This window comes from Oryzicola mucosus, assembly GCF_014534685.1.
Lineage (GTDB): Bacteria > Pseudomonadota > Alphaproteobacteria > Rhizobiales > Rhizobiaceae > Oryzicola > Oryzicola mucosus.
Genome location: NZ_JACVVX010000007.1, coordinates 80,268 through 102,557 on the forward strand (window position 1 = coordinate 80,268; position 22,290 = coordinate 102,557).

Here is a 22,290-nt window from a genome sequence, read left to right on the forward strand (position 1 = left end):
AAGAAGCTGTCAGCCTTTGACAGCTCCGCTGCCAAGCCCTGAGACGAAGTGCTTCTGGATGAAAAGGAACAACGCCACCGGTGGAACGGTGAAGGCCAAGGCAATCGCCATGACCTCGTTCCAAGGTGTCGCGTTCTCTCCCATGAAGGACGACAGACCTATTGTTCCGACCCATTGGTCGACGCTGCGCAGTAGCGTGCGAGCCAAAAGGAACTCATCCCAGCTGTTAAGGAAAGCAAAAATTGACGCAGCTATAACGCCCGGCAGCGCCAACGGGACAACTATTAGGAGCGATATGTGGAACCAAGAGGCGCCATCGACCCTTGCCGCTTCGTCTATTTCAAAGGGAACTGTATCGAAGCTCGTCTTCAACATCCAAACGATCACGGGTAATGCGAACGCGGCGTTGGCAATGATCACACTCCACAGGCTGTCCGCGAGGCCGAACCGAATGAAGAAGGTGTAGAGTGGTATGATCAGAACGATGGGCGGCATCATCTGCGCCGACAGGATAGCCACACTGACGCCGCTTTTTCCCCAGAAACGGAACCGAGAAAGGGCGTAGGCGGCGGGTATTGCAAGAGCGAGGGCTAGGAGGGTCGAAACGGCAGAGACGACGAACGAGTTCCACAACCACAGCAACAGTTTTGAATTAAAAAAAATCGTCTCGAACGTTTCAAAGAAACCGCCATCCGGCAAGAGATTAGGTGGGAAGGCCGTAGAGGCGGCGGAGCTCTCGGTCGCAGTTTTCAGCATCCAGAGAAAAGGAAGTGAAATCACTAGTGCGACCGCATAGGTGAGGGCGGTTGCCAGCCAACCCCATCCGCCTTCTCCGGGTGAACGAGTTTCATCCATTCTTCCGACTCCCGACTGCGAGGACCATTATGTAGGCGATGGCAAATACCAGCGATATGAGCAGAACCCCTACCCCGAGCGTCGCTGCCGTTGCAGGCTTAAAGAGCTGGAACATCTGCAGGTAGCTTTTGAGAACGAGTGTTTCGCTGCAACCTGCTGGCCCCCCGCCGGTGAGCAGATAGATAGCTGTGAATGACCTTCCGAAACACCATATCATCATCAGCAGCGTCAGCGTAATAGTGGTCGAGCGAAGGCCGGGTAAAGTCACGAACCAGAACCTTTGCAATCCCGTTGCCCCGTCGACTCTGGCAGCCTCGTACTGTGTCTCCGGAATGCTCTGGAGCCCGGTGAGCATCATTACGATCCCGAGGGGCAGTAATTTCCACACCGAGATTCCCGTGAGACTGATTAGTGCGTTAGGGCACGACGTGAGATAATCGATACGAAGCTGGCCGTAGGACAGGAGACCCAGCAAGTAGTTCAAAATTCCTACGTCGTAGTTGAACATCAGCGAGAAGATGAGGCTTGCGGCGACATAGGGCGTGGCCCACGGCACGATGAAGGCAGCACGCACCAATCCACGTCCAACGAAGTTCCGGTTAAGCAACAAGGCAATCCCGAGCCCAATAAGCCACACGAAGATTACATTCCCGGCCGTGTATAGGACCGAAGTCGTCATTAGGCGGACGAAATTTCGGTCGCTGGCGACCGCGATATAGTTCGCTAGGCCGACATAGGCGGGATTGGGTGCCATCGTGTCCGCATGTACGCTCATCACGAACGTTTGCCACACCGGTACGATGAAAAAGGCCATCAACGCGGCGACGCATGGCCCCAAAAATAAAACCAAATGGCGGTTCATGATGTTGTTCCCGGTCTGGACCTGACAGAAACGCGACTGTTTCCATCAGGCCCAGGATGTCACTTGGACTCGATGAATTTCACGAGATCGGCCTGCATCTCTGTGGAAACCTGCTCTGCAGGCACCCCGGTGAACAGCATTCTCTCTATGTGCCCACCGATAATGTTGATGATGTCGCTGCCATATTGCTCTGCCCCTTCCGGCGCGTATGAGGTGGCGGAGTCGCCAAGCTCGGCGAAGGTCTTGAACCAAGCATTCTCGGCCAGGATGCTGTCGGGCACCATCCCTTTCCGACCTGGAATTGTGTTCGTGAGCGCGACAATCCGCTTCTGCCAATCGTCTTGCAGGATTGTCATCAGAAGCTTTGCGGAGGCGTCCTTGTTTTTCGCGTTCTTCGGGATGGCCAGATAGTTTGTCACGGTTAGGGGCTTGCCGCCGCCCAGTTGCAGAGGGATGGTCACTAGGTCGGAATATGTCTCGGCGTTGGTGGACTGAGTCAGAGCCCCCATGAACGGGCCAGCGACATACATCGCGATCTTGCCGTTCATGAACATAGGCCGGTATATATCGAACTTCGCGCCTTTCGGCACCAGGCCCTGATCCACGATGTCCTTGTAGAAGGTGAGAGCTTTAATCATTTCTGGTGTATCCGCCGTCGGTTTTCCTTCCGTGAAGAACTTGGCACCAAAGCTCGCAAAATAGGGTGCATACTCAAGGAATTGCATGCCCGGGGCGCCCGATTGAGCGGATATGGCAACGCCGAACGTCTGCGTGGATGGATCGCGCAGAGCCGAGACAACTTTGTTAAATTCTTCAAGGTTTGTCGGCAGCGGTAAGCCGGCCTTGTCGAGCATTTTCTTATTTACGAATAATGCACGCGGATTGGTCAAAAACGGGATGCCGTAGATATGACCATCCTTGACGGCCAGCTGCGCGGGAGCGATGAAATCGTCAATCGAATATCCGGCTGCCTCGAGGTAAGCGTCAAGCGGTTCCAACAGGTCGGCGTCTATATAGCGTTTGAAGTCGGGATCGAGAGAGGTCAGGATGTCCGGCGCATTCCCGGCCGTGATGTCAATATACATCTGATCAACATAGCTCGTATACGGCACGAATGTGTCTTTGATCGTGACTCCAGGGTTCTTAGACTCGAAATCAGTTTTCAGTTCCTTCAGGAAGGCGCCATAGGTCGGCTCTTTCCAATGATAACTCGGATAGTCAATTTGCTGGGCTTGGACTCCACCTACTGCAAGACCGAGGATCGAGATAACTGCTGCAGTGCGCAGACAGCTTCCAATGATTGAGGCTGTACGGGAATTTGTATTTTTCGTGTGAATGTAAGTCATTTCTTTTTCTCCCATTGTATTACTATTTCTAAAGATGCTTCTTACTGATCTTGTAGAAGAACCGAGCGATCAACGAAGCTTTCCCACCAGTTATCGGGCATCTTCGCAACGAATACGTTCTCGGTCCTGTACCGAGACATCTTCCAAATGCCGTCTACCTTCCTGAATGCATTAAAAAGCCGGCTAGATCGGAGAGCTGAGGTCCCGTCACTGAAAATCCAGGGCTGGAAATGCACCCATCTACCCTCGGCACTTTCCCCGGTGACCGTAATATGTTCTGCGGTTAGATAGTGGCAGTTCAGGAGCATAGCCGGGTCCCTGGATTTGAAGAACCCCTGGAAATGCGTGCGTAGCTCTTCCATACCACGCCTGATGCCGAACTGATCTTGATAGAAAGTGCCCACGCCTTCCCAAGTTGCGTCGGCAGTGTACAGATTGAGGATCAACTCGATCTTCTGATCGACGTCTATACCCGGTTCCATGATCGGAATATCGCACAGGAACATGTACTGGCTGACGATACGTCGGATCTCTGCCTCGCCTTGAAGCGCATCTACTGTTGCTGAAAGCTGTTCGAAACGCTCTTCAAGAGAACTCATCGGCATGCTCCTTTTGTATTCTCATTATTCAGTTCCTCAAGGTTGGTGATCTCGATTTCACCTTGTACGTAACGCTCTTTTCCATGCATAAATTCCGCAAACACATCACCCTCCAGATGCAAACGGAAGGCGGCCTTGTCCTCCCATATCTCATAGAAAATCAGCATGACTGGCTCATTCGCGTCTATATGGATATTGTAAGTTAAACAGCCCGGCTCGCTTCTCGACCTCACCTTCGCAGTGTTCAGCCATGAAGCCGCCTCGTCCCGGATCTCGGCACGCAGACGCATTTTGGCGATGAGAGCTACGCGGTCCGACATGGAGGCTCCTCTGGATGAGAAGGGCCTTCGAGATGCCGCCGAAACTCGTTGGCCAGGAGCTCCGCGCCGCGGGCAAGTATTGCTACGTCGATACCGATTGCAACGAAGTCCGCGCCGAGGTCTAGACATTGTTTTGCGAACGCTTTGTCGCTGGACAATATTCCCGCGGGTCTGTCGGCGGCGTTGATCCGCTTCAATGCCTCTGCGACCGCGTCCAGAACGCGCGGATGACCAGGCTGGCCGATCAGCCCCATGCTCGCAGCCAGATCCGCCGGGCCAATAAAAATCCCATCGACTCCATCGACTGCCGCAATCTCTTCGATGTTCTCGAGCGCCTGCTCGGTTTCAATTTGGACTAACAGGCAGACTTCCTGTTCGATGCGCTCGAAATAGTCCTTGATGCGCCCGAACTGTGTGGCGCGCGTCAGCGCGGACACACCGCGGATACCGCGAGGCGGGTATCGAATCGACGAGACGGCAGCCCTGGCGTCTTGCGCATTCTGTACAAAGGGGATCAAAAATGTTCTGACGCCAAAGTCGAGATACCTCTTTATTAAAACTTGATCGTTGCTGGCAGGACGCACAACCGGGTGGACCGGATATCCTGAAAGCGCCTGGAGTTGTGCGAGCACGGTCAGAACGTCGCCAGGTGAGTGTTCAGTATCGAGTAACAGCCAATCATACCCGGTCTCCGCAACCACCTCCACGGCGAACGCAGTGGACAAAGTGATCCACAGACCCAACTGCTTTCGCCTCTCGGCTAGGGCACGTTTGAAGATATTCGATTGAAGCAGCATGGCATTACCCTATCGAGACGCCGATGGAACCCATTTGCCCATAGTCAGCATGCAGCACGTCGCCTGCTGCAATATCGACTGGGCGCGTAAAGGAGCCCGAGAGAATAACTTGACCTACTTTGAGCTTGGCACCGACGGCATGCAGTTTATTGGCGAGCCAAGCGACCCCAGCCGCCGGATGGCCCATAATCGCGGCGGAAACACCCGATTCCTCAATCACGCCGTTCTTTGAAAGTGTTGCACCGACCCACCGAACGTCGATATCTTGGGGCCGAGCAATTCGCCCGCCCAAGATCAACGCCCCGAATGCCGCGTTGTCTGCAATCGTGTCGACGATCTTACGCGGTACTTCGGTTCGATAATCGATAATCTCGATGGCAGGCGTGATAAATTCAGTAGCCCGCAAAACATCGTGCACCCGCACATTCGGACCTTCGAGATCCTGGCAAAGCACAAAGGCCAGCTCTACTTCCAGCCTGGGCTTCAAAAAGCGATCAGCGGGAATGCACGCCCCGTCGTTGAATACCGAGCTATCAAAGATCTGACCGTAGTCAGGTTCAGTCATTCTGGATGCTATTTGCATTGCGCGAGAGGTCAGGCCGATCTTGTGACCGATAACACGCGAGCCTTCCGCAATCTTTTTCTGGGCCCACGCGTCTTGCACACGATATGCATCGTCGATGGTCATGGAGGGATAGATTTCGCTAATTTGCGGAACGGCTACCTTGCTGATCTCAGCCTGATGAAGGGAGGCTGCCGCGCGATAGATGTCGTCTATGGTGGCTGACATTTCGATCTCCTGTATTGTAATGAAGAACAGGGCCAGGGTCCTGACTACTTTCCGTCCCCCAGCCAAAGCAACGCGATGATACCGACCGCTAAAATGCTCGTTGCCACCGTGAAGATCGTAACATTTGCATCCATTTCGACACGCCCAAAGCGTAAAGGCGGAACGCCGTTGGCGTCAGCATTTGCGCCGCCGTAGAGCGGCTTACTCGCCATTGCAGTGAAAAATCCTATATATGGAGCTGCGCAGAGAGTAGCCGCCAGCCAGAGCCGGTCGCCTTCTTCCACGCCGGCTGTCCAGATAAGGCAGAGGCTCACCAGACCTAGGCAAACATAGCTGACCACCTGCCAAACGACATGGAAGCGTGCATGAGGTGTCCACAGTGGATTTGTGGCATGGGTTGAGTTGCTGTCAAAAATAGCCGGAACTGCACTAAACCCGAGGACTGCCAAGGTCAGGAGTATCTTAACCCAAATTATGCTCATTCTTCCCCCAAAGGCACTTGTCATTCAGAAGACATATGCCAACATCACAGCCGTATATGTTCACATAGCGATACAACTGTATCGAAAACGAGATTAGGCAAGGAACTTTAAATTGTCAACAAGCGATCTGGGCCTCAACCAGCCCAAAGGGCAGCGGAATGAAATGCGAATGATTGCCCGCGCGGCTGCGGTTTTGCGCGCAATAGCCGAAAGCGGGACTGCGCTAAGCCTCGGACAACTTGCCAAGAAGACGGACTTGCCAAGAGCGACGGTGCAACGTTTGGTCGGGGCGTTGGAAGCGGAGCGGTTCGTGATCACCGACGCCACTATGCCAGGTGTGAGATTGGGTTCGGAGGTCGCAAGGCTGGCGGCATTAGCTCATCAGGACCCAAGGGCGGTTTGCAAACCGTGGATACAGTGGTTGAGCGATAAAATTAACGAATCAGTCGATCTCACCGTACTGCAGGGTGATTCAGCAATCGTAATTGATCAGGTCTTGACCCCGCATCCGTTCAAGATTGTCACACATATAGGTACAGCTCTTCCAGTCCATTGCACGGCAAGTGGGAAGGCACACTTGTCGCAAATGAGTATCGATCTGGCGGCGAGAATTCTTGACAAACCACTACTTGCGCACACAGAGAATACGATCACCGACAAGGAGATACTTTTGTCATTGGTCGGTACTGATCCTAGCGCCGACAGATGCACCGATAATGAAGAGTACGTATCCGGAGTTGTGGCAGTTGCATTGCCGATCCGAGGACTACCCAGCGGCAACTATGCTATTGCGGTCTCGATGGCTCGACAATCTTTCCTCAATCGAAGATTGCAAATAGCAGATGCGCTTACTACTGCAAGGGGCTCCATTGAACGCTCACTTGGTCTCGATGAAAATGCATGATCTAGCGTCTTCGCTAATTTCAAAACTGGAGTGAGGGGTTCCCTTTTTGCCGCCAGCCTCTCGATCGCCAGGAAGGTATTGCCGGCAGGCCCCCGATCATCTCCAGCATCGGTGAGCAAAGCCGCATCACGCAACGCGTGTTCGTCCTCCTTGCGGCCGCTCAGCCGCACGGCTGTAGCGGCTGATTTCAGGGCCTGTCGAGAGCGCCAGCAGCCGATCCAAGGTGGGGCGGCGCGGACCAAATCATCGAGAGATTTCACAGCGATACCGGCGGCGAAGGCAGCGTCTGCTTCGTTGAGGTCGCCGCCGCGTGCCTGCGCCCAGACGGGCAGACGGGGCGACCACAGTGAGGCGCGTTCTGTGATTGGGGTGATATCGTCCATGCAACGAAGTATTAACCATGCGAGCGGTTTGTGCCACATTTTATTAACCAAACCGCACGGCCTGTCGGCAAAACAAAACGCCCGATAATCTTGCATTATCGGACGTTTTTGATACCGTCCCAAAATGACCGGAATCCCCGAGAAAACAACACCAGCCCTCTCCGAATCCGGCGCTGGTTCAGAGCCGCTAGGGACGGCCAATGTCCCGCTTGGAGCGTCCCTGCCGCAGGACGACGACGCCAAGGCAAAAAATGCCTTATCGGACATCATCGAGATCGTCATGCAGATGGGCAGGAGTAAAGCCGCCGACTCCGCTGGGAAGAGCGCTGCTTCAAAGAGTTCGCAGAGCCTGGATGTCCCCTCCCCTGCTGCATCGGCATTGCCAGCAAGCCATCTGGAGCAACTCGCCGATCGCGCCCGCTTCTATGTCGAAGCGGCAAACTCGACCAACACCCGGCGCGCCTATGCGTCCGACTGGAAACAGTTCGAAGCTTGGCTTCGCCGCCAGAATCTTCAGGCGTTGCCGCCCTCCCCACAAACCGTCGGGCTCTACATCACCGCCCTCGCCTCGGGCGCCGCGTCCGGTAAAAAAATGGCGGTGTCGACGATCGAGCGGCACCTGTCATCGCTGACCTGGAACTACACCCAGCGCGGCTTGTCCCTCGACCGTAAGGACCGGCATATCGCCACCGTGCTTGCCGGCATTCGCAACAGCCACGCCAGGCCACCGGTGCAGAAGGAGGCCGTTCTGCCGGAGGATCTGATGGCGATGCTGGAGACACTCGATCGAGGCACCCTGCGGGGCCTGCGCGACCGGGCAATCCTCCTGCTCGGTTTCGCCGGGGGTTTGCGCCGCTCCGAGATCGTTGGCCTGGATTGTGGCCGCGATCAGACCGAGGATGCATCTGGCTGGATCGAGTTTTACATGGACAAGGGTGTGTTGGTGACACTGCGCGGCAAGACCGGTTGGCGCGAGATCGAGATCGGCCGCGGCTCGACCGATCTGTCCTGTCCGGTCGTTGCTTTGAAAGACTGGCTCACGCTCGCCCGGGTCGCACATGGGCCCTTGTTCCGTCGCGTTACCGGCAAAGGCAAGGTGATTGGCACGACACGGCTGAACGACAAGCAGGTAGCGCGGCTGGTCAAGCGTACCGCAATCGCCGGCGGCGTTCGTGTCGACTTTTCCGAAGACGACCGGGAGCGGAAGTTTTCGGGGCACTCTCTGCGGGCTGGGCTCGCATCCTCGGCCGAGGTCGATGAGCGGTATGTACAAAAGCAGCTTGGCCATACCACTGCTGAAATGACACGAAAATACCAACGCCGGCGCGATCGTTTCCGTGTCAATCTCACCAAGGCGAGCGGGCTTTAAAGCCCCCTGCCCTGCTGGTCAACCAACAGCGAAAATGGGCATCTCTACTCCGTGCGACCGACGCTGGTGTGATTTCGCGATCGAGCAACGTCGACGAATCGGCGCTTCACCATCTCGAAAAGAACCGGCGGAATAGCGCCGTAGTAGCCATTCTCCGTGCCTACTGGTCGAATGTCCGGCCCCGGCCAGACAAAATGATTGCTTTCGGTCAAAACGATCCATGAGCGGTCATCGTCCAGCTTCAACCTTGCCTTTACCGGTAAGGGAATCTCGACAGCGTCATCGGGATTCTCAGGTGCTGTATGCGTCACTGGAAGCACTCGAACGAACGGCGAGCCGTCCTCTTCGGTCGTTACGATGGCCAACACGAGGCACGGCCGATCCTTGTCGCCCTCCTCACGTCCTTCGAGATGCTGCCAGTTCCAAAGATAGGAATAACGGAAGATATAACCGACTTTGACTTCAGTCGGCAGCATTTGCCGTCATCTCCTCGTCCAGGTGCTCATGGCCCGGCGCCATTGCCGAACGTTCAACGTCGGCGATCTCGGCCGGGCTGAGTTTACTGGTCAGCTGAACGCGACGATCCCTCTTAGACAACCGAACAAAATCCTCATAAGCCATCAAAACGGTTCTAGGCCGGCCGTTCTTGGTGATGATAACGGGATCGCGGACGGCGGCATCCTGATATGCACCAAAATTCTTGGAAACTTCAGCGGCGGTAACGGTTGACGTCATGGCGATCTCCTTTATTCCGCAATATACGGAAATACCGTAATTCCCGCAAGGCTCAACTCGTTCCGACAAAGGGCGCAAACGTGTCGGAGTACCGATGGAAAGCCGATGAGGAGTTCCAGGAATTGGTGACGGCGATCCTGCGCAGCCTGCCACTGCAACTTCCGTCGGCTTTATCGAGCCAAAGCCTTCGACATCTTTCCCGTCTGGGTGATGGAATCAGCCCGCGTCTTCGGGATACTCAATGAGCTAGCAATCGAGGCAATCCAAGACGGTATCGAACGCATTCCCAATGACAGCATTGAATCCTAGAGGCCAGCCTTGGAAAAGGAGGCTGCCTTCGCAAAAACCCCCTCCCCTGCCTGCGATCAGCTCAACTGTTCGGTGTGATCAGTTTCAATGATGGAAAATAGGTGCGATAGCGGCCGACATCGCGGGTGAGCAACGGCAGCCCATTCACGGCGGCATAGGAACCGATGAAGAAGTCGGGTAACACGCCGGTGCGCGTTCCCCCCGACTTCCGGTACTGCGTAAAGACTTTCCCGGCGAGAAACAGCGCCGCCCGGGGCATCGGAGCCATTTCGAAACCGGCTTCGGCAAGAAACGCGTCGAGGTCCTCGATACGTTTATATCGAACCGAAAGCTCGGCATAGACCGCGTCGTTGATCGACAACGCCCCGTTGAGGCTTGCTGCCTCAAGCTGAGCGATCGACCAATCCGCCCACTTCGGATCGTCAGTGACAAGGTCGAGCAGAACGTTGGTGTCGACGAGCGTCACGCTTCGCCACGTGTCAGGGCCATGATCGCGTCAGTACCGAGCCCCTCACCGGCATGGCCGCGCAATTTTGCGAAGCGGCTCGCGGGCTGCTTCTTGTCCATGCGGGCAAGCACCACGCTGCCATCAGCGGCGCGGCGGAAGTCAACCTTACTGCCCGGAACAATCCCGAGAAGATCGCGGACCGCCTTTGGGATGGTCACCTGTCCTTTGGCTGTGACTGTCGTGGTCATGTTCGCACCTCGGTAATACCAGATTTACAGAAAGTATTACTTAGGGAAGTAAATTTCAATCCCGTGGACGATCGAATTCAAAGGGCCACGTCCTCGACGCCCCCTCCCCTGCTTCCGAACTACAATTCTGGCAGCATTACGAAAGGATCCAGCGCACGAACCCCAAAGGTTCGAAGTGCCGCATGTCGGGTCAAAACAGTGAGGCCGTGAATCTTAGCTGTGGCTGCTATTGCGATATTTTCGAATCCAGGCTTACGGGCACGAGCGTCGTCAAGAATCTGACCGGCGGCATGGGCGCGGCTGAGATCGAATGGCAGTAGTCTCTGCGCATAGAGATACTCGATGCTCTCCCACCATTCCGCGAGCCCCTGGTGCTTTGGTCGTTGCACCTCTCGCGCGGCTTTTGCTACTCCGGATCTGACTTCAGCAGCCGAGACCATCGAGAGAAATAGCTGCTTACTAGCCCTGTCGAGCCATTCGGCCAGTTCGATAGCGCCCGGTCGTTTGGCTGGCGCCAACGCAGGTGGGATCGCATGTGACGCCAACCACCGATCGTTTTGGCCGAATCTTCTACGTTCGGAAAAAGGGGCTCTGTTGGTCCCAAGCTCGGCAAAATGGCTCGAAATAGTAAAACTCGAGTTCTGTTCCACCGTAGGGACGCCTGCTCTGGTATGCGCGTGTCTTCACGGAGGGGCAGGTGACCGAGCTGCGCTCGGCCGGCTGTGTTTCGATCGTCCAAGAGCACGAACCCGCCGCCTCGAAGGCCCGCCTGCCTGCATGACGCGCTCTGTCAACCGTCTGCTTGATTTGTGCTCGGTCAAATCGAGAAGCATCAACGTGGGTTTACCCGGTCCGTGACGTAGCGGGCGAATTCGCTCGCGCCAGCGCCATTAGCATCGGACCAATCGCAAATTCGCTCCGCTCCGCACGCCGTGTAAGATCTCGCAGATAACCTCCCGCTGAATTGATGTGCCCTCCCCTCTCCAGTATGCAGGCTATTATGGTGGCCGCATTTTCAGGCCCCATCGTAAGACACGCGTCCTCGTAGGCAGACGGACTCACCCCCAGCATCGAGCGGACAATGACTGCGGCCGACATCAAGTCCCGCCAATTTCCGACCTTACCTCCAGGACCATAGTCTGCAATCTGGGGGCATGCCTGCAAAACCAGACCCAGCGGGAACGATTTCAGCTGGGTTTGTTCTAGCCGTTCTACTGGCCGATGCCCCACCGGGCGACTGTCAGTCAGCTCTTCGCCCTGCTTTTTTTCGAAGCAAGGTTCAAGTTCAGTAAGGGAATCTGGATTTGAATTCTGTATGTGCCGCTCAATATGAGACTCACTGGCGTTCATTTTTTGTGAATTTAGCTGCATTTCCAGTATGTTGACGATCTCGTCCCGCAACATGGCCAGCTCTTCCAGAACAGGCGAGAGGTTTTCGATCGTGGGCGAACGTGGAATGCTATCGACAAGCCTGCGGTAGATTACAGATATCTGTTCCCAGTTGCCCGGGACATTCTCCTCCATAGCCGACGCAATAAGTTTCGCCACATCTCGGCGACAAATGGTCAGGCGCTCCCGCGTAACCCGCAAAAATTCGCGATCGGCGATGACCTGGGCCGCCATAGTTTCAATTTCACTAGCACGTGCAAGCAGCGGCGTCAGACTAAAGCCGTAGGCTTCATCGATCTCCCCTTCCCCGCCGCGGCGGGCATAGCGCTTGCCGTTCGGGCTATCTTTCCGCGCGACAAGCCCAGTTTCGACGAGCACAGCAAGATGCCGGCGCAGGGTCGCGGGTGCCATACCGCGTGCCCGCAGTGACAACTGTGCATTCGATGGAAAGACCACCAGACCCTGCCCTGCCACCAACTCGTCGCCGGGAAGAAACGACAACAAGGCGTCGAGCACGGTAAGCGAGCGCTCCGTCACGCCAAGCATTGGCCTTGCCTCGCAGCAGGCGCGAAACAGCTTCCATTTGCTCCGGATTGTACCCGGCTCGACTTTGTCTGCCAGTTGCTGACTGGCCAGCATGCCAAGAGTCATCGACCGCCGCCCAAACGGCGTCGTCACATATCCATTTTCCATTTCCGTTTACCTACGTTGAGGCAAAAGAAATAGGTTCGCCAAAACAGCGTTGAGCCTCAGATGACTCTTGACGGCGATTCCAGGAAATGCGATTCTCTAACTCGCCAGAGATTGAGAAGGGCTTCCGGAATTCGTTTCGGGGGCCTTTTTCTTTTGCGGGATTAGCTACATTTTTTCCGTTCCTTGAAATTCCTTATAGAGACGCTCTAACTGCTCCGAGAGGTAAGCGCCGAAGCGAGATGCGTCTTTCGCCTTCAGCGCCAAGGTAAAGCCCCTTCCAGTGTCCCTGGTCGCGACTTTCACTGCATTTTCGGCAAGCGACCAATTTCTCTCCGCAGGCTTGGCCACCTCCGACTTTCTACTTTTCGCCTTCTTCCTCAGCTCAGAAAGCAGAATCGAAAATCGAGCGCCTTGGTCTATTGCGGTGAATTCGTCGCTTCGTACGAGAGCCAACGCGTGCTCGATTTTTCCAGGTAACTGAAGAAGTTTCTTGAGGTCCTCCCACCGATCTCTTCCCACTCCTTTGGCTGCGCCCAATGTGTTGAGAACGTCTCCAGGCACTTGTTCTGCGACCGCTAGCATGCGGGAGAGGAGGCTATCATCGATAGTAAGCGCGCTCTTGACGGTTTCCTTATCGATTCCAGATCCGACCAACTTTCTCGCGAAGAGCGCTTTTTCGATGAACGTAAGATCGGATCGCGCAGTATTTTCTTGCCCTTGCGCAACCACATGGGCGATTTCCTCAAGGGGTTTGATAATAGCGCGGACAGTAGTACCGAGTTGCCGCGCAGCGCGGGCTCGGCGATGCCCGTAGACGATTATGAAACGACCTTCGACATCTGGATGAGGTCGGACAAGAATAGGGGACGATTGCCCTGCCTTTTCGATAGCCGCGACAAGAGCAGAAAAGTCGTCATCCTGGCCTTCAATACGGTCAGCAAACGGTGACGCGTCAAGCACGTCAGGATCCAAAGCGACGACCGTCTCGCCTCCTAGCGCCCGCATTGAATTTTCCGCCATCTCGTCGAGTGACATCATCATCGACCGCGATGCCCCTTTTCGGGCATAGTCTGCTCTGCTTTCGAAAGCAGGATTTTTGAGGGTCCCGCTTGTTCCGGCGCCAATGTTGGTCAGGAGGTGCTTTCTAGCCATTCACACCCTCCACTTTGAAGCTATCGATATGTTTTCTCTAAACTTTTTCCCGTTCTGCACGGCTGTCAAAAAAAAGATCATTTGCGCCCCCAAGCCTTGTGTATCAACTCGACAAGCTCACCGTTCACCGCGTTGAGGGATTCCATTGCTCGATCATATGTCGATCTCGTGAACTGACTCCGATCAACTTCATAGAGCGTTTGCTTGGTGATGCCGGCATCGGAGATCGCAGTGGACTTTACCATCTGATTGGCGAGCATTCGCTTGTTGAACATGGCCTGCATAAAGCCGACCATTTGCGCCTGCGGTCCGTCGGTGGGCTCGTACCTGGTCACAAGATAACGGAACCAGTTTAATCTCACCCTGGCCCCGACCCCTTTGATGGATTGCAGGATACCCCCCAGCATCAACAGGAACTGGCTCATTGACATGATGTCGAGCATCTGGGGATGCACCGTGATAAGAACGGAGGTAGAGGCGGTCAGGGCCGTGAGTGTGAGGTAGCCAAGTTGAGGAGGACAATCGATTACTACTACGTCATATTGATCGTCGACTTCTTTGAGGGCTCGCGAAATGCGGGTGAAGAACAAGCGTCCTTCGGGAGATTGCTTATTTGATGCGGCTAGAGGGGTCTCGTATTCGTATTCCTGCAGTTCTAAATTGGCCGGTACGATATCGAGACCAGGGAAGTTCGTTGGTTGTATTACCTCTTTTATCGATTTGCGCTGATCGTCGTAACGAAGCGCTTCAAAAAGGGACGGGTTCTTGTCCAGTTCGGGCTGCATTCCATGAAGCGCGGTCAGTGACGCTTGTGGATCAAGATCGATCGCAAGTACGCGATGTCCTGTGAGTGCGAGATACTGTGCAAGATGAGCGGTGGTCGTCGTCTTTCCACTACCACCTTTGAAGTTGACAACGGAGATCACTTGTAGAGCATCGCCCGGCCGGCGATGGGGGACGTAACGCTTGAAATCGGTGCGACCGTGTTTGTCGAGGAAGACGCGCAACTCCATCATCTGCTCGGCTGTGTACGAGCGGCGGCCCGATTGCGTGACATGCGGCACCGGCCCTTTACCTTCAAGGTGCAGCTTCTTGATGTGATTTTGCGTAACGCCAAGAAATTCCGCCGCCTCGGCAGATGAAAAGAGCCGCAAGCCTTTTTCGGCATCTGGCGGGTACTGTTCAATCCGCAACATATTCAGCTTGTCAGAGATAAGTTCCCCCTGCTGGAGGATCTCCTCATCAAAGTCGATGCTTGGTTCAACGATATGCGCCACGTTCAAAATCACTGCAAACAGAGGAATAACGCTTTTCCACCCACGCTAGGCATGAAAGCGTGATTACTATGTGCGATTCTGGCAGGCCTGCAAGACGATTTTGGTAAATGAACGGTAAGCCCGCTCAATCCTAGAAGATATCTCAACTGCGATTGTTGAGTATTTTCCATGCCTTAGCGTCAAATTTCCGCTCTGGACGATTGGCCAAAAAGTGCAGATTTGCACATCTTGTTTGCAAGTGGTGGCTCGGGCGACGGTCGAACTCGAATAAAAATCTAATGCTTTGCGAGAATCAGCGAATGCAAATCTGCACATAGACCCCATACGAATTGCATGATTCTTTCCGCACGACCTGTTCAACGGAGAACAAGATGCGGATAGTCTCCATCCCACCTCAACATCACGAACACAGCCAACGTCTGCTTAATCAGATGTACCGCCTGCGCGCAGCGGTTTTTAGCGAGCGCCTGCGATGGAATGTCGACGTCACGGAGGCAGGCGAGCGAGACGACTTCGACAATCTCGACCCAACCTACATCCTAGCGGTCACACAGGACCTGAAGGTCGTTGGCAGCGTGCGGCTGCTACCAGCGTTGGGCCCGACTATGCTGGAGCAGACGTTCCCGCAACTGTTGGCGGGCGGCTCCTTTACGGCATCTGCCTCTATGTTGGAAAGCTCTCGGTTCTGCGTTGACACATCGTGGCGCGCCGGCAGGGGAGGGGCACCTTTGCACGTTGCAACGCTCACTATGTTCGCCGGCATCATCGAGTGGTCGATCTCGAACGGTTACGACGAGATCGTTACCGCAACCGACTTACGCTTCGAACGCATTTTGAGGCGGACCGGATGGCCGATGAAGCGACTTGGAGTTCCGGTGACGATCGGCAGGACGGTCGCAGTCGCCGGAAGGCTGTCAGCCGATCAAGCAAGCTTTGATCGGGTCTGCCCGGCAGGCTACCGATCAATCATCGCCTCCGACCTTGACCTGCGGATCCGGAGCGCTGCGTGAGCCAGCTCCGTTCCCACCCCCGCCTGGTGCGCAAACTGCAGGACGCCCTCGGCGAGCAGCTCTGCGTCGCGCTGGACGACGCCGCAGTGGTCGAGATCATGCTCAATCCCGATGGACGGCTCTTCATTGAGCGGCTAGGGCACGGCGTGGCGGCTGCGGGCATAATGAGTCCGGGCGCCGCTGAAGTCGTAATTGGCAGTGTCGCACACGCCCTGCAGTCGCAAGTCGACAACGAGCGGCCAATCATATCCGGCGAGTTGCCTATCGGTGGGCACCGCTTCGAGGGGCTATTGCCGCCGATCGTATCAACACCGGCATTCGTCATTCGCCGTCGCGCCTCCCGTCTCATCCCGCTCGCCGAATATGTGAGGTTAAAAATGATGACGGATGCACAAGCGTCCGCCATTCGCAGCGCGATCGACGCCCGAGTGAACATCGTCATCTCCGGTGGTACAGGCTCCGGCAAAACAACGCTTGCCAATGCTATCATTGCTGAGATCGTGGCTGCTGCCCCGGACGACCGGTTGGTTATCCTAGAAGACACCGCAGAGATACAATGCGCGGCCGAAAACGCCGTATCCCTTCACACCAGCGATAGCGTCGACATGGCCCGCCTGCTCAAGAGCACAATGCGCTTGCGGCCGGACCGGATCATTGTCGGGGAAGTCCGCGACGGTGCCGCGCTGACGTTGCTAAAGGCGTGGAACACCGGACATCCGGGCGGCGTCACCACGGTTCACTCAAACACGGCGATGTCAGCCCTACGCCGGCTTGAGCAACTGACAGCGGAAGCCAGTCAGCAGCCGATGCGCGAGGTGATCGGTGAAGCCGTCGGTCTTGTCGTCTCGATTGAGCGAACGGCCAAGGGGAGGCGGGTGCGCGAGATCATCCACATCGAAGGCTACCGCGATGGGCGGTACCACATGGAACCCAATTCCCCTGCCGACGAGGACCCCCATGTCACGTAAATCCCGCTTTTTTCTCGTCGGCGCTATGCTGGCGACCATACCGGTAGGCCTTTCGGATTTCGCCTTGGCATCCTCAGGCGGCAGTCTCCCATGGGAATCGCCGCTAGAGCAAATTCAGGAGTCAATCACGGGACCTGTCGCCGGCTTTATCGCGCTGGCTGCGGTTGCCATTGCCGGCGCCATGTTGATCTTCGGCGGTGAGCTCAATGATTTTGCACGGCGGCTTTGTTACGTCGCCCTGGTCGGTGGCGTCCTGCTCGGCGCTACCCAGATCGTGGCTCTTTTTGGAGCGACCGGCGCATCGATTGGCCAAATTCCCACTCAAGCGGAACAAATGGTATGGTTTCAGTCGACGATTATCTCCTGGGCAAGGGAGTCGGCGCATGGGTGAGGCTGCCTCCGGTCTCGCTCGCTCGCGGGTGCATCGGGCGCTATCACGCCCAAACCTCTTGATGGGTGCCGATCGCGAGCTGGTGCTCCTAACGGCACTTGCAGCCGTCATCTTGGTCTTCGTCGTCCTCACCTGGTACGCCGCGCTGTTCGGCGTCACGATCTGGCTAGTCGCGGTCGCAGCCCTTCGCATGATGGCCAAGTCCGACCCCCTAATGCGCCGAGTCTATTTTCGGCATATCGCCTTCAAGGCCTTTTACCGGGCGACGTCGTCGCCATGGCGAACCTACTGAGATCCCTAAATGGTTGCCCTGAAATCACTCCGCCATTCCGGACCGTCCTTTGCCGACCTCTTGCCCTACGCCGGGCTGATCGAAAACGGCGTCATCCTCTTGAAGGACGGCTCGCTGATGGCTGGGTGGTATTTTGCAGGCCCCGATAGCGAAAGCTCTACTGACGCCGAGCGCAATGAGGTGTCTCAGCAGATCAACGCCATCCTGTCGCGGCTCGGCTCAGGATGGATGATGCAGGTCGAGGCGGTGCGGGTGCCCACTGGCGATTACCCAAACGAGGCTGAGTCGTATTTTCCCGATCCCGTCACCCGCGCGATCGACGGCGAGCGCCGCGCACATTTTCAAAAAGAGCGGGGGCATTTCGAAAGCCGCCATGCCCTGATCCTGACCTGGCGCCCGCCGGAACCACGGCGCTCTGGGCTGACGCGATATATCTACTCGGACTCCGCCAGCCGTTCAGCGACCTATGCTGACAAGGTCCTCGAGAGCTTTCTCAACTCGATTCGGGAAGTCGAGCAATATCTTGGCAATGTCGTGTCGATCCGCCGAATGATGACCCGGGAAACCCCCGAGCGAAGCGGCTTCCGCGTCGCACACTACGACGAACTTTTCCAGTTTATCCGATTCTGCATCACTGGTGAGAACCATCCGGTGCGGCTACCAGAAATCCCGATGTATCTCGACTGGCTGGTGACGGCCGAACTGCAGCACGGGCTCACACCCTTGGTCGATAACCGCTTTCTCGGCGTGGTGGCGATCGACGGCCTGCCGGCGGAAAGCTGGCCTGGAATCCTCAACACGCTTGACTTGATGCCGCTGACTTTTCGCTGGTCGTCCCGTTTCGTTTTCCTGGACGCCGAGGAGGCCCGGGCCAAGCTCGAGCGCACCCGGAAGAAATGGCAACAGAAGGTGCGACCTTTCTTCGATCAACTGTTCCAGACACAAAGCCGTTCGGTCGACCAGAATGCCATGGTGATGGTGGCTGAAACAGAGGATGCAATCGCTGAGGCCACCTCGCAGCTCGTCGCCTATGGCTATTACACACCGGTGATCGTCCTTTTTGAGGAAGATCAAGCCCACCTGCAGGACAAGTGCGAAGCTATCCGCCGTCTGATTCAGGCCGAAGGCTTTGGCGCACGCATCGAGACGCTGAACGCCACGGATGCCTTTCTTGGCAGCCTGCCAGGTGTCTCCTACGCCAACATCCGCGAACCCCTTATCAACACCCGAAATCTCGCAGATCTCATCCCGTTAAACTCCGTGTGGTCGGGCAATCCGAACGCGCCTTGCCCCTTCTATCCTCCTGCCTCCCCACCCTTAATGCAGGTGGCATCCGGTTCGACACCGTTCCGGCTGAACCTGCATGTCGCAGATGTCGGACATACGCTGATCTTTGGACCCACCGGCTCCGGCAAGTCGACGTTGCTGGCGTTGGTCGCCGCGCAGTTCCGACGTTATGCTAATGCCCAGGTCTTCGCATTCGACAAGGGCGGTTCGATGCTTCCGCTGACGCTCGGCGTTGACGGTGACTACTATCAGATCGGGGCCTACGCGACCGCGGAAGAGGAGGCGAAGGGTCTCTCCTTCTGCCCACTGGCGGAACTCTCTACCGATGGTGATCGCGCCTTTGCGTCCGAGTGGATCGAGATGCTCGTAGCGCTGCAGGGGGGCACCATCACCCCGGATCATCGCAACGCCATTTCGCGCCAGATCGCCTTGATGGGAGAATCGCGTGGCCGCTCGTTGTCGGACTTCGTCTCCGGCGTCCAGATGCGCGAGATAAAGGACGCGCTGCATCACTACACCGTCGACGGCCCGATGGGGCAGTTGCTTGACGCGGAGCGAGACGGCTTGGCGCTTGGTGCATTTCAGTGCTTCGAAATCGAGGAACTGATGAACATGGGTGAGCGCAATCTCGTTCCGGTCCTCACCTATCTGTTTCGCCGTATCGAGAAACGCCTTACCGGCGCACCCAGCCTGATCATTCTCGACGAAGCTTGGCTGATGCTTGGCCATCCTGTGTTTCGCGACAAGATTCGCGAGTGGCTGAAGGTTCTTCGCAAGGCCAATTGCGCCGTGGTACTCGCCACCCAGTCTATCTCGGACGCTGAGCGCTCCGGCATCATCGATGTTCTGAAAGAGAGCTGCCCTACGAAGATTTGCCTGCCAAACGGCGCCGCGCGCGAACCGGGCACACGCGAGTTTTATGAGCGCATCGGCTTCAGTGAACGACAGATCGAGATCGTCGCGACCGCCATTCCCAAGCGCGACTACTACGTCGTCTCGCCGGAGGGACGTCGCCTGTTCAACATGGCGCTCGGTCCGATAGCGCTTTCATTCGTCGGAGCTTCCGGCAAGGAAGACCTGCAGCGCATTCGTGCCCTGCATTCCGAACATAGGGCCGCATGGCCTCTCTACTGGCTTCAGCAAAGAGGGATCGACCATGTCGAAACATTGTTTCCGGATAAGTAAGATGCCGGGCGCAACCGTAATCGCAGCCGTCATTCTCCCGGCCATACTTCCAGCCTCAGCCGAGGCCGGCGGCGTCACTGGGCAGGCGACCGAATGGACCCAGCTCGCCAACAACGCAGAGCTGGTTTCACTGGTGGGAAAATCGGCAGAACAGGTCAACAACCAGATCACCCAGATCTCGCAGCTTGCCGAGCAAATCCAGAACCAGATCAACATCTACAAGAACATGCTGCAAAACACGGCGCAACTGCCAAACCACGTCTGGGGCCAGGTCGAGAACGACCTGAAGAACCTTCAGAATGTCGTGGCCCAAGGGCAGGGCGTCGCCTTCTCGATGGGGAATATCGACGACGTCCTGAAGCAGCGCTTCCAGAGTTTTTCCGAGATGAAGAGCAATCTACCGGATAGTGCGAGCTTCTCGTCGACCTATCAGAGCTGGTCCGACACCAATCGCGATACGATCGGAGGCACCTTGAAGGCCGCAAACCTGACGGCGGACCAATTCTCAAGCGAGGCAAGCACGATGTCGTCGCTGCGATCGATGTCGGAGACGGCTGATGGGCAGATGAAGGCGCTGCAGGTCGGACACCAGATCGCCGCACAACAGGTGGCGCAAATGCAAAAGCTGCGTGGCCTGGTTTCCCAGCAGATGACGATGATGGGGACATGGTTCCAGTCGGAGCAGGCGCAAAAAGATATGGCTCAAGCCCGACGCGAGCAGTTCTTCAGCGGAACCGTGCCTGACATCCGGGGTGGGCAGAACATGGAACCCCGCTGGTGAGTTCGCGCAGTCTCCTCATCCTCACGGGGGCGGCATCCGTTGCTGGCACCATCACATCGATTCTAGTCCAGTGGCTGCCACGCACATCTTTGGAGCAGGAGAGGCATCGCCGAAATCCGAACCAGATGCTGACCGCCGCGCACACCGGGAACAATTCTCTGGCGGCAGCAGCGACCGTGACACTCGCAGTGGTGAGGAGATGAAGCCGCGATGGTGATCTTTCCGGCTTCTCGCCGCTATGACGTCGCTTTTGTTGGGATTGGGATCGTCTTGATCGCAACCGCACCAACCTTTGCACAACAGGGTGAGGTGCTTACCACTCTGGAAAACTCCGTTGTTGCAGCTGCAAAGGAGTGGGAGACGACCGTCATGGATGCGGCGCGGTCGTTGTTCTGGATACTTGCGGGTATCGAGATCGGTGTCGCGGCCGTGTGGCTGGCGATTAATGCTGCCTCGCTTGACAGTTGGTTCGCTGAGCTTGTCAGGCGCATCATGTTTATCGGACTCTTCGCTTTCATTCTCGACCAGGGACCTGCCTTCGCCAAAGCTGTGATCGACAGCCTCTACCAGATCGGTGCCGGAGGTGGATCAGCCTCCCCCGCCAACATTTTCGACGCCGGCATCCGGGTCGCGACCAAAATGTCGGAGCAAGCACAGTTCGGGCTTTGGGAAGACAATGCGCTGGCGATCGCTGCGGTCTTCGCAATGGTTGTGGTCGTCGTTTCCTTTTCGCTCGTTGCGGCAATCTTCGTTGCCATAATGGTTGAGATGTATGTCGGCTTGCTCGCGGGAACGATCATGCTGGGATTAGGTGGCACATCCTACACCAAGGACTTTGCCGTTCGATATCTCGTCTATGCCTTCTCCGTCGGGATAAAGCTGATGGCTTTGGTGATGATCGCCAAGATCGGCTCTGACATTCTGCTGGACTTGGCGGAGGCACCGACGGCGCAGACCGAGCAATTTGTCACGACACTCGCGATCGCCGGCATTTCGGTCGTGGTCTTTGTCATTGCGATGTATGTACCGCCGATCCTGCAGGGCGTGGTGCAGGGAGCCTCGGTTTCAGGTGGCATGGAAGCTATTCGCCACGGCGGACAAGCCGCATCCGTCGCCGCGGGAGCAGGTTTCTTGGCCACTTCTGCAGCTCGCGGCGGCGCCCAAGCCGCGAGCAGTGCAAGGGCAGGGGGGGCGTCTCTTGGGAGTGCCGCCCTACGCGGTATGGAGGCTGGGATCAGCGGGGCGACCGGGGCAGTCGGCTCGGCCGCCAAGGATAAGGCGATCCGTTCACCAGGTGCGTATGCCGGGTCGCTCCTGGGATTGGCCAACGCCAAACTCGACCAGCAACTGGGCCGTTCCACATCGATGCCTCCACAACCGCCGATCAACGACCCCAAATGACTGGAGGCTGATAAGCC

At 56.4% G+C, this 22,290-nt stretch carries 26 protein-coding genes and 1 pseudogene; 10 read left to right on the plus strand and 17 right to left on the minus strand.

Going from position 1 to position 22,290, the window contains the following annotated elements; genetic code table 11:
- Window positions 1–9 precede the first annotated feature (9 nt).
- Genes ICI42_RS19240 through ICI42_RS19275 form a run of 8 tightly spaced genes read right to left on the minus strand, consistent with a single transcriptional unit; the run spans window position 10 to window position 6,051 of the window.
- Complete coding sequence (locus ICI42_RS19240) at window positions 10–855, minus strand: carbohydrate ABC transporter permease (protein WP_188166231.1); 846 nt, start codon at window positions 853–855, stop codon at window positions 10–12.
- Window positions 848–1,717, minus strand: coding sequence for a carbohydrate ABC transporter permease (locus ICI42_RS19245; RefSeq protein WP_188166232.1), 870 nt, complete (start codon window positions 1,715–1,717; stop codon window positions 848–850). Before ICI42_RS19245 ends, ICI42_RS19240 begins: the two co-directional genes overlap by 8 nt.
- Window positions 1,718–1,776: 59 nt before the next feature.
- Complete coding sequence (locus tag ICI42_RS19250; protein WP_188166233.1) at window positions 1,777–3,063, minus strand: ABC transporter substrate-binding protein; 1,287 nt, start codon at window positions 3,061–3,063, stop codon at window positions 1,777–1,779.
- A gap of 41 nt (window positions 3,064–3,104) precedes the next feature.
- Window positions 3,105–3,662: a nuclear transport factor 2 family protein gene (locus ICI42_RS19255; protein WP_188166234.1), complete on the minus strand. Its 558-nt coding sequence runs from the start codon at window positions 3,660–3,662 to the stop codon at window positions 3,105–3,107.
- The gene (locus ICI42_RS19260) at window positions 3,659–3,982 is read right to left on the minus strand and encodes a putative quinol monooxygenase (protein WP_188166235.1); all 324 of its coding nucleotides are present in this window, start codon (window positions 3,980–3,982) and stop codon (window positions 3,659–3,661) included. Before ICI42_RS19260 ends, ICI42_RS19255 begins: the two co-directional genes overlap by 4 nt.
- Window positions 3,967–4,779: an aldolase/citrate lyase family protein gene (locus ICI42_RS19265; protein WP_188166236.1), complete on the minus strand. Its 813-nt coding sequence runs from the start codon at window positions 4,777–4,779 to the stop codon at window positions 3,967–3,969. The genes ICI42_RS19260 and ICI42_RS19265 overlap by 16 nt, the downstream gene beginning before the upstream one ends.
- A gap of 4 nt (window positions 4,780–4,783) precedes the next feature.
- Window positions 4,784–5,569, minus strand: coding sequence for a 2-oxo-hept-4-ene-1,7-dioate hydratase (gene hpaH, locus ICI42_RS19270; RefSeq protein WP_188166237.1), 786 nt, complete (start codon window positions 5,567–5,569; stop codon window positions 4,784–4,786).
- Between the two features lie 44 nt (window positions 5,570–5,613).
- Window positions 5,614–6,051, minus strand: a complete 438-nt coding sequence (locus tag ICI42_RS19275) for a hypothetical protein (protein ID WP_188166238.1) — start codon at window positions 6,049–6,051, stop codon at window positions 5,614–5,616.
- A gap of 112 nt (window positions 6,052–6,163) precedes the next feature.
- Here ICI42_RS19275 and ICI42_RS19280 point away from each other — a divergent pair, with 112 nt between their 5' ends.
- Complete coding sequence (locus ICI42_RS19280; RefSeq protein WP_188166239.1) at window positions 6,164–6,955, plus strand: IclR family transcriptional regulator; 792 nt, start codon at window positions 6,164–6,166, stop codon at window positions 6,953–6,955.
- 32 nt (window positions 6,956–6,987) lie between these two features.
- Here ICI42_RS19280 and ICI42_RS24165 read toward each other — a convergent pair.
- Window positions 6,988–7,434: pseudogene (locus ICI42_RS24165) on the minus strand (DUF1403 family protein); the annotation flags it as partial.
- A gap of 28 nt (window positions 7,435–7,462) precedes the next feature.
- Here ICI42_RS24165 and ICI42_RS19285 point away from each other — a divergent pair.
- Complete coding sequence (locus ICI42_RS19285) at window positions 7,463–8,707, plus strand: site-specific integrase (RefSeq protein ID WP_188166240.1); 1,245 nt, start codon at window positions 7,463–7,465, stop codon at window positions 8,705–8,707.
- A gap of 44 nt (window positions 8,708–8,751) precedes the next feature.
- Here the strand turns inward: ICI42_RS19285 and ICI42_RS19290 are convergent, their stop codons facing one another.
- From ICI42_RS19290 to repA, 8 genes are all read right to left on the minus strand, one after another.
- Window positions 8,752–9,183, minus strand: coding sequence for a plasmid maintenance toxin (PemK-like) (locus tag ICI42_RS19290; protein WP_188166241.1), 432 nt, complete (start codon window positions 9,181–9,183; stop codon window positions 8,752–8,754).
- Window positions 9,170–9,442 (minus strand): type II toxin-antitoxin system Phd/YefM family antitoxin, encoded by a 273-nt coding sequence (locus ICI42_RS19295; protein WP_188166242.1) that lies wholly within the window; start codon window positions 9,440–9,442, stop codon window positions 9,170–9,172. Before ICI42_RS19295 ends, ICI42_RS19290 begins: the two co-directional genes overlap by 14 nt.
- 370 nt (window positions 9,443–9,812) lie before the next feature.
- Window positions 9,813–10,217: a type II toxin-antitoxin system VapC family toxin gene (locus tag ICI42_RS19300; protein WP_188166243.1), complete on the minus strand. Its 405-nt coding sequence runs from the start codon at window positions 10,215–10,217 to the stop codon at window positions 9,813–9,815.
- A complete protein-coding gene (locus ICI42_RS19305) occupies window positions 10,214–10,447 on the minus strand; it encodes an AbrB/MazE/SpoVT family DNA-binding domain-containing protein (RefSeq protein WP_188166244.1) in 234 nt (77 codons plus the stop codon). Before ICI42_RS19305 ends, ICI42_RS19300 begins: the two co-directional genes overlap by 4 nt.
- A gap of 119 nt (window positions 10,448–10,566) precedes the next feature.
- Window positions 10,567–11,097, minus strand: coding sequence for a PIN domain-containing protein (locus ICI42_RS19310; protein WP_330999200.1), 531 nt, complete (start codon window positions 11,095–11,097; stop codon window positions 10,567–10,569).
- 193 nt (window positions 11,098–11,290) lie between these two features.
- Window positions 11,291–12,529, minus strand: coding sequence for a plasmid replication protein RepC (gene repC, locus ICI42_RS19315; RefSeq protein ID WP_188166245.1), 1,239 nt, complete (start codon window positions 12,527–12,529; stop codon window positions 11,291–11,293).
- 165 nt (window positions 12,530–12,694) lie between these two features.
- Window positions 12,695–13,681: a plasmid partitioning protein RepB gene (repB, locus tag ICI42_RS19320; RefSeq protein WP_188166246.1), complete on the minus strand. Its 987-nt coding sequence runs from the start codon at window positions 13,679–13,681 to the stop codon at window positions 12,695–12,697.
- Between the two features lie 77 nt (window positions 13,682–13,758).
- Window positions 13,759–14,958, minus strand: a complete 1,200-nt coding sequence (repA, locus tag ICI42_RS19325; protein ID WP_407945186.1) for a plasmid partitioning protein RepA — start codon at window positions 14,956–14,958, stop codon at window positions 13,759–13,761.
- A gap of 371 nt (window positions 14,959–15,329) precedes the next feature.
- Between repA and traI the strand changes: the two genes are divergently transcribed.
- From traI to trbL, 8 genes are all read left to right on the plus strand, one after another.
- A complete protein-coding gene (traI, locus tag ICI42_RS19330; protein ID WP_188166248.1) occupies window positions 15,330–15,968 on the plus strand; it encodes an acyl-homoserine-lactone synthase in 639 nt (212 codons plus the stop codon).
- A complete protein-coding gene (trbB, locus tag ICI42_RS19335; protein WP_188166249.1) occupies window positions 15,965–16,936 on the plus strand; it encodes a P-type conjugative transfer ATPase TrbB in 972 nt (323 codons plus the stop codon). The genes traI and trbB overlap by 4 nt, the downstream gene beginning before the upstream one ends.
- Window positions 16,926–17,327 (plus strand): TrbC/VirB2 family protein, encoded by a 402-nt coding sequence (locus tag ICI42_RS19340; protein ID WP_210317380.1) that lies wholly within the window; start codon window positions 16,926–16,928, stop codon window positions 17,325–17,327. The genes trbB and ICI42_RS19340 overlap by 11 nt, the downstream gene beginning before the upstream one ends.
- On the plus strand, window positions 17,320–17,619 hold the full coding sequence (locus tag ICI42_RS19345) for a conjugal transfer protein TrbD (RefSeq protein ID WP_188166250.1): 300 nt from the start codon (window positions 17,320–17,322) through the stop codon (window positions 17,617–17,619). The genes ICI42_RS19340 and ICI42_RS19345 overlap by 8 nt, the downstream gene beginning before the upstream one ends.
- Window positions 17,620–17,628: 9 nt before the next feature.
- A complete protein-coding gene (locus ICI42_RS19350; protein ID WP_188166251.1) occupies window positions 17,629–20,091 on the plus strand; it encodes a conjugal transfer protein TrbE in 2,463 nt (820 codons plus the stop codon).
- Window position 20,092: 1 nt separating this feature from the next.
- Window positions 20,093–20,872, plus strand: a complete 780-nt coding sequence (gene trbJ / locus ICI42_RS19355; RefSeq protein ID WP_407945187.1) for a P-type conjugative transfer protein TrbJ — start codon at window positions 20,093–20,095, stop codon at window positions 20,870–20,872.
- Between the two features lie 70 nt (window positions 20,873–20,942).
- Window positions 20,943–21,089 carry an entry exclusion protein TrbK gene (trbK, locus tag ICI42_RS24170; protein WP_330999201.1) on the plus strand — a complete coding sequence of 49 codons (147 nt, stop codon included), beginning with the start codon at window positions 20,943–20,945 and terminating at the stop codon, window positions 21,087–21,089.
- Window positions 21,083–22,273 (plus strand): P-type conjugative transfer protein TrbL, encoded by a 1,191-nt coding sequence (gene trbL / locus ICI42_RS19365; RefSeq protein WP_188166253.1) that lies wholly within the window; start codon window positions 21,083–21,085, stop codon window positions 22,271–22,273. The genes trbK and trbL overlap by 7 nt, the downstream gene beginning before the upstream one ends.
- Window positions 22,274–22,290: the final 17 nt, after the last annotated feature.

Excerpts from the sequence above, each read along its gene's own strand:
- ICI42_RS19275 (WP_188166238.1), bottom strand. The coding sequence starts at position 6,051 with ATGAGCATAATTTGGGTTAAGATACTCCTGACCTTGGCAGTCCTCGGG.
- ICI42_RS19255 (WP_188166234.1), bottom strand. The coding sequence starts at position 3,662 with ATGAGTTCTCTTGAAGAGCGTTTCGAACAGCTTTCAGCAACAGTAGAT.
- ICI42_RS19295 (WP_188166242.1), bottom strand. The coding sequence starts at position 9,442 with ATGACGTCAACCGTTACCGCCGCTGAAGTTTCCAAGAATTTTGGTGCA.
- ICI42_RS19265 (WP_188166236.1), bottom strand. The coding sequence starts at position 4,779 with ATGCTGCTTCAATCGAATATCTTCAAACGTGCCCTAGCCGAGAGGCGA.
- repC (WP_188166245.1), bottom strand. The coding sequence starts at position 12,529 with ATGGAAAATGGATATGTGACGACGCCGTTTGGGCGGCGGTCGATGACT.
- trbL (WP_188166253.1), top strand. The coding sequence starts at position 21,083 with ATGGTGATCTTTCCGGCTTCTCGCCGCTATGACGTCGCTTTTGTTGGG.
- ICI42_RS19285 (WP_188166240.1), top strand. The coding sequence starts at position 7,463 with ATGACCGGAATCCCCGAGAAAACAACACCAGCCCTCTCCGAATCCGGC.
- ICI42_RS19250 (WP_188166233.1), bottom strand. The coding sequence starts at position 3,063 with ATGACTTACATTCACACGAAAAATACAAATTCCCGTACAGCCTCAATC.
- ICI42_RS19260 (WP_188166235.1), bottom strand. The coding sequence starts at position 3,982 with ATGTCGGACCGCGTAGCTCTCATCGCCAAAATGCGTCTGCGTGCCGAG.
- hpaH (WP_188166237.1), bottom strand. The coding sequence starts at position 5,569 with ATGTCAGCCACCATAGACGACATCTATCGCGCGGCAGCCTCCCTTCAT.
- ICI42_RS19240 (WP_188166231.1), bottom strand. The coding sequence starts at position 855 with ATGGATGAAACTCGTTCACCCGGAGAAGGCGGATGGGGTTGGCTGGCA.
- ICI42_RS19340 (WP_210317380.1), top strand. The coding sequence starts at position 16,926 with ATGTCACGTAAATCCCGCTTTTTTCTCGTCGGCGCTATGCTGGCGACC.
- repB (WP_188166246.1), bottom strand. The coding sequence starts at position 13,681 with ATGGCTAGAAAGCACCTCCTGACCAACATTGGCGCCGGAACAAGCGGG.
- ICI42_RS19350 (WP_188166251.1), top strand. The coding sequence starts at position 17,629 with ATGGTTGCCCTGAAATCACTCCGCCATTCCGGACCGTCCTTTGCCGAC.
- ICI42_RS19290 (WP_188166241.1), bottom strand. The coding sequence starts at position 9,183 with ATGCTGCCGACTGAAGTCAAAGTCGGTTATATCTTCCGTTATTCCTAT.
- ICI42_RS19305 (WP_188166244.1), bottom strand. The coding sequence starts at position 10,447 with ATGACCACGACAGTCACAGCCAAAGGACAGGTGACCATCCCAAAGGCG.
- trbJ (WP_407945187.1), top strand. The coding sequence starts at position 20,093 with ATGCCGGGCGCAACCGTAATCGCAGCCGTCATTCTCCCGGCCATACTT.
- ICI42_RS19245 (WP_188166232.1), bottom strand. The coding sequence starts at position 1,717 with ATGAACCGCCATTTGGTTTTATTTTTGGGGCCATGCGTCGCCGCGTTG.
- ICI42_RS19345 (WP_188166250.1), top strand. The coding sequence starts at position 17,320 with ATGGGTGAGGCTGCCTCCGGTCTCGCTCGCTCGCGGGTGCATCGGGCG.
- traI (WP_188166248.1), top strand. The coding sequence starts at position 15,330 with ATGCGGATAGTCTCCATCCCACCTCAACATCACGAACACAGCCAACGT.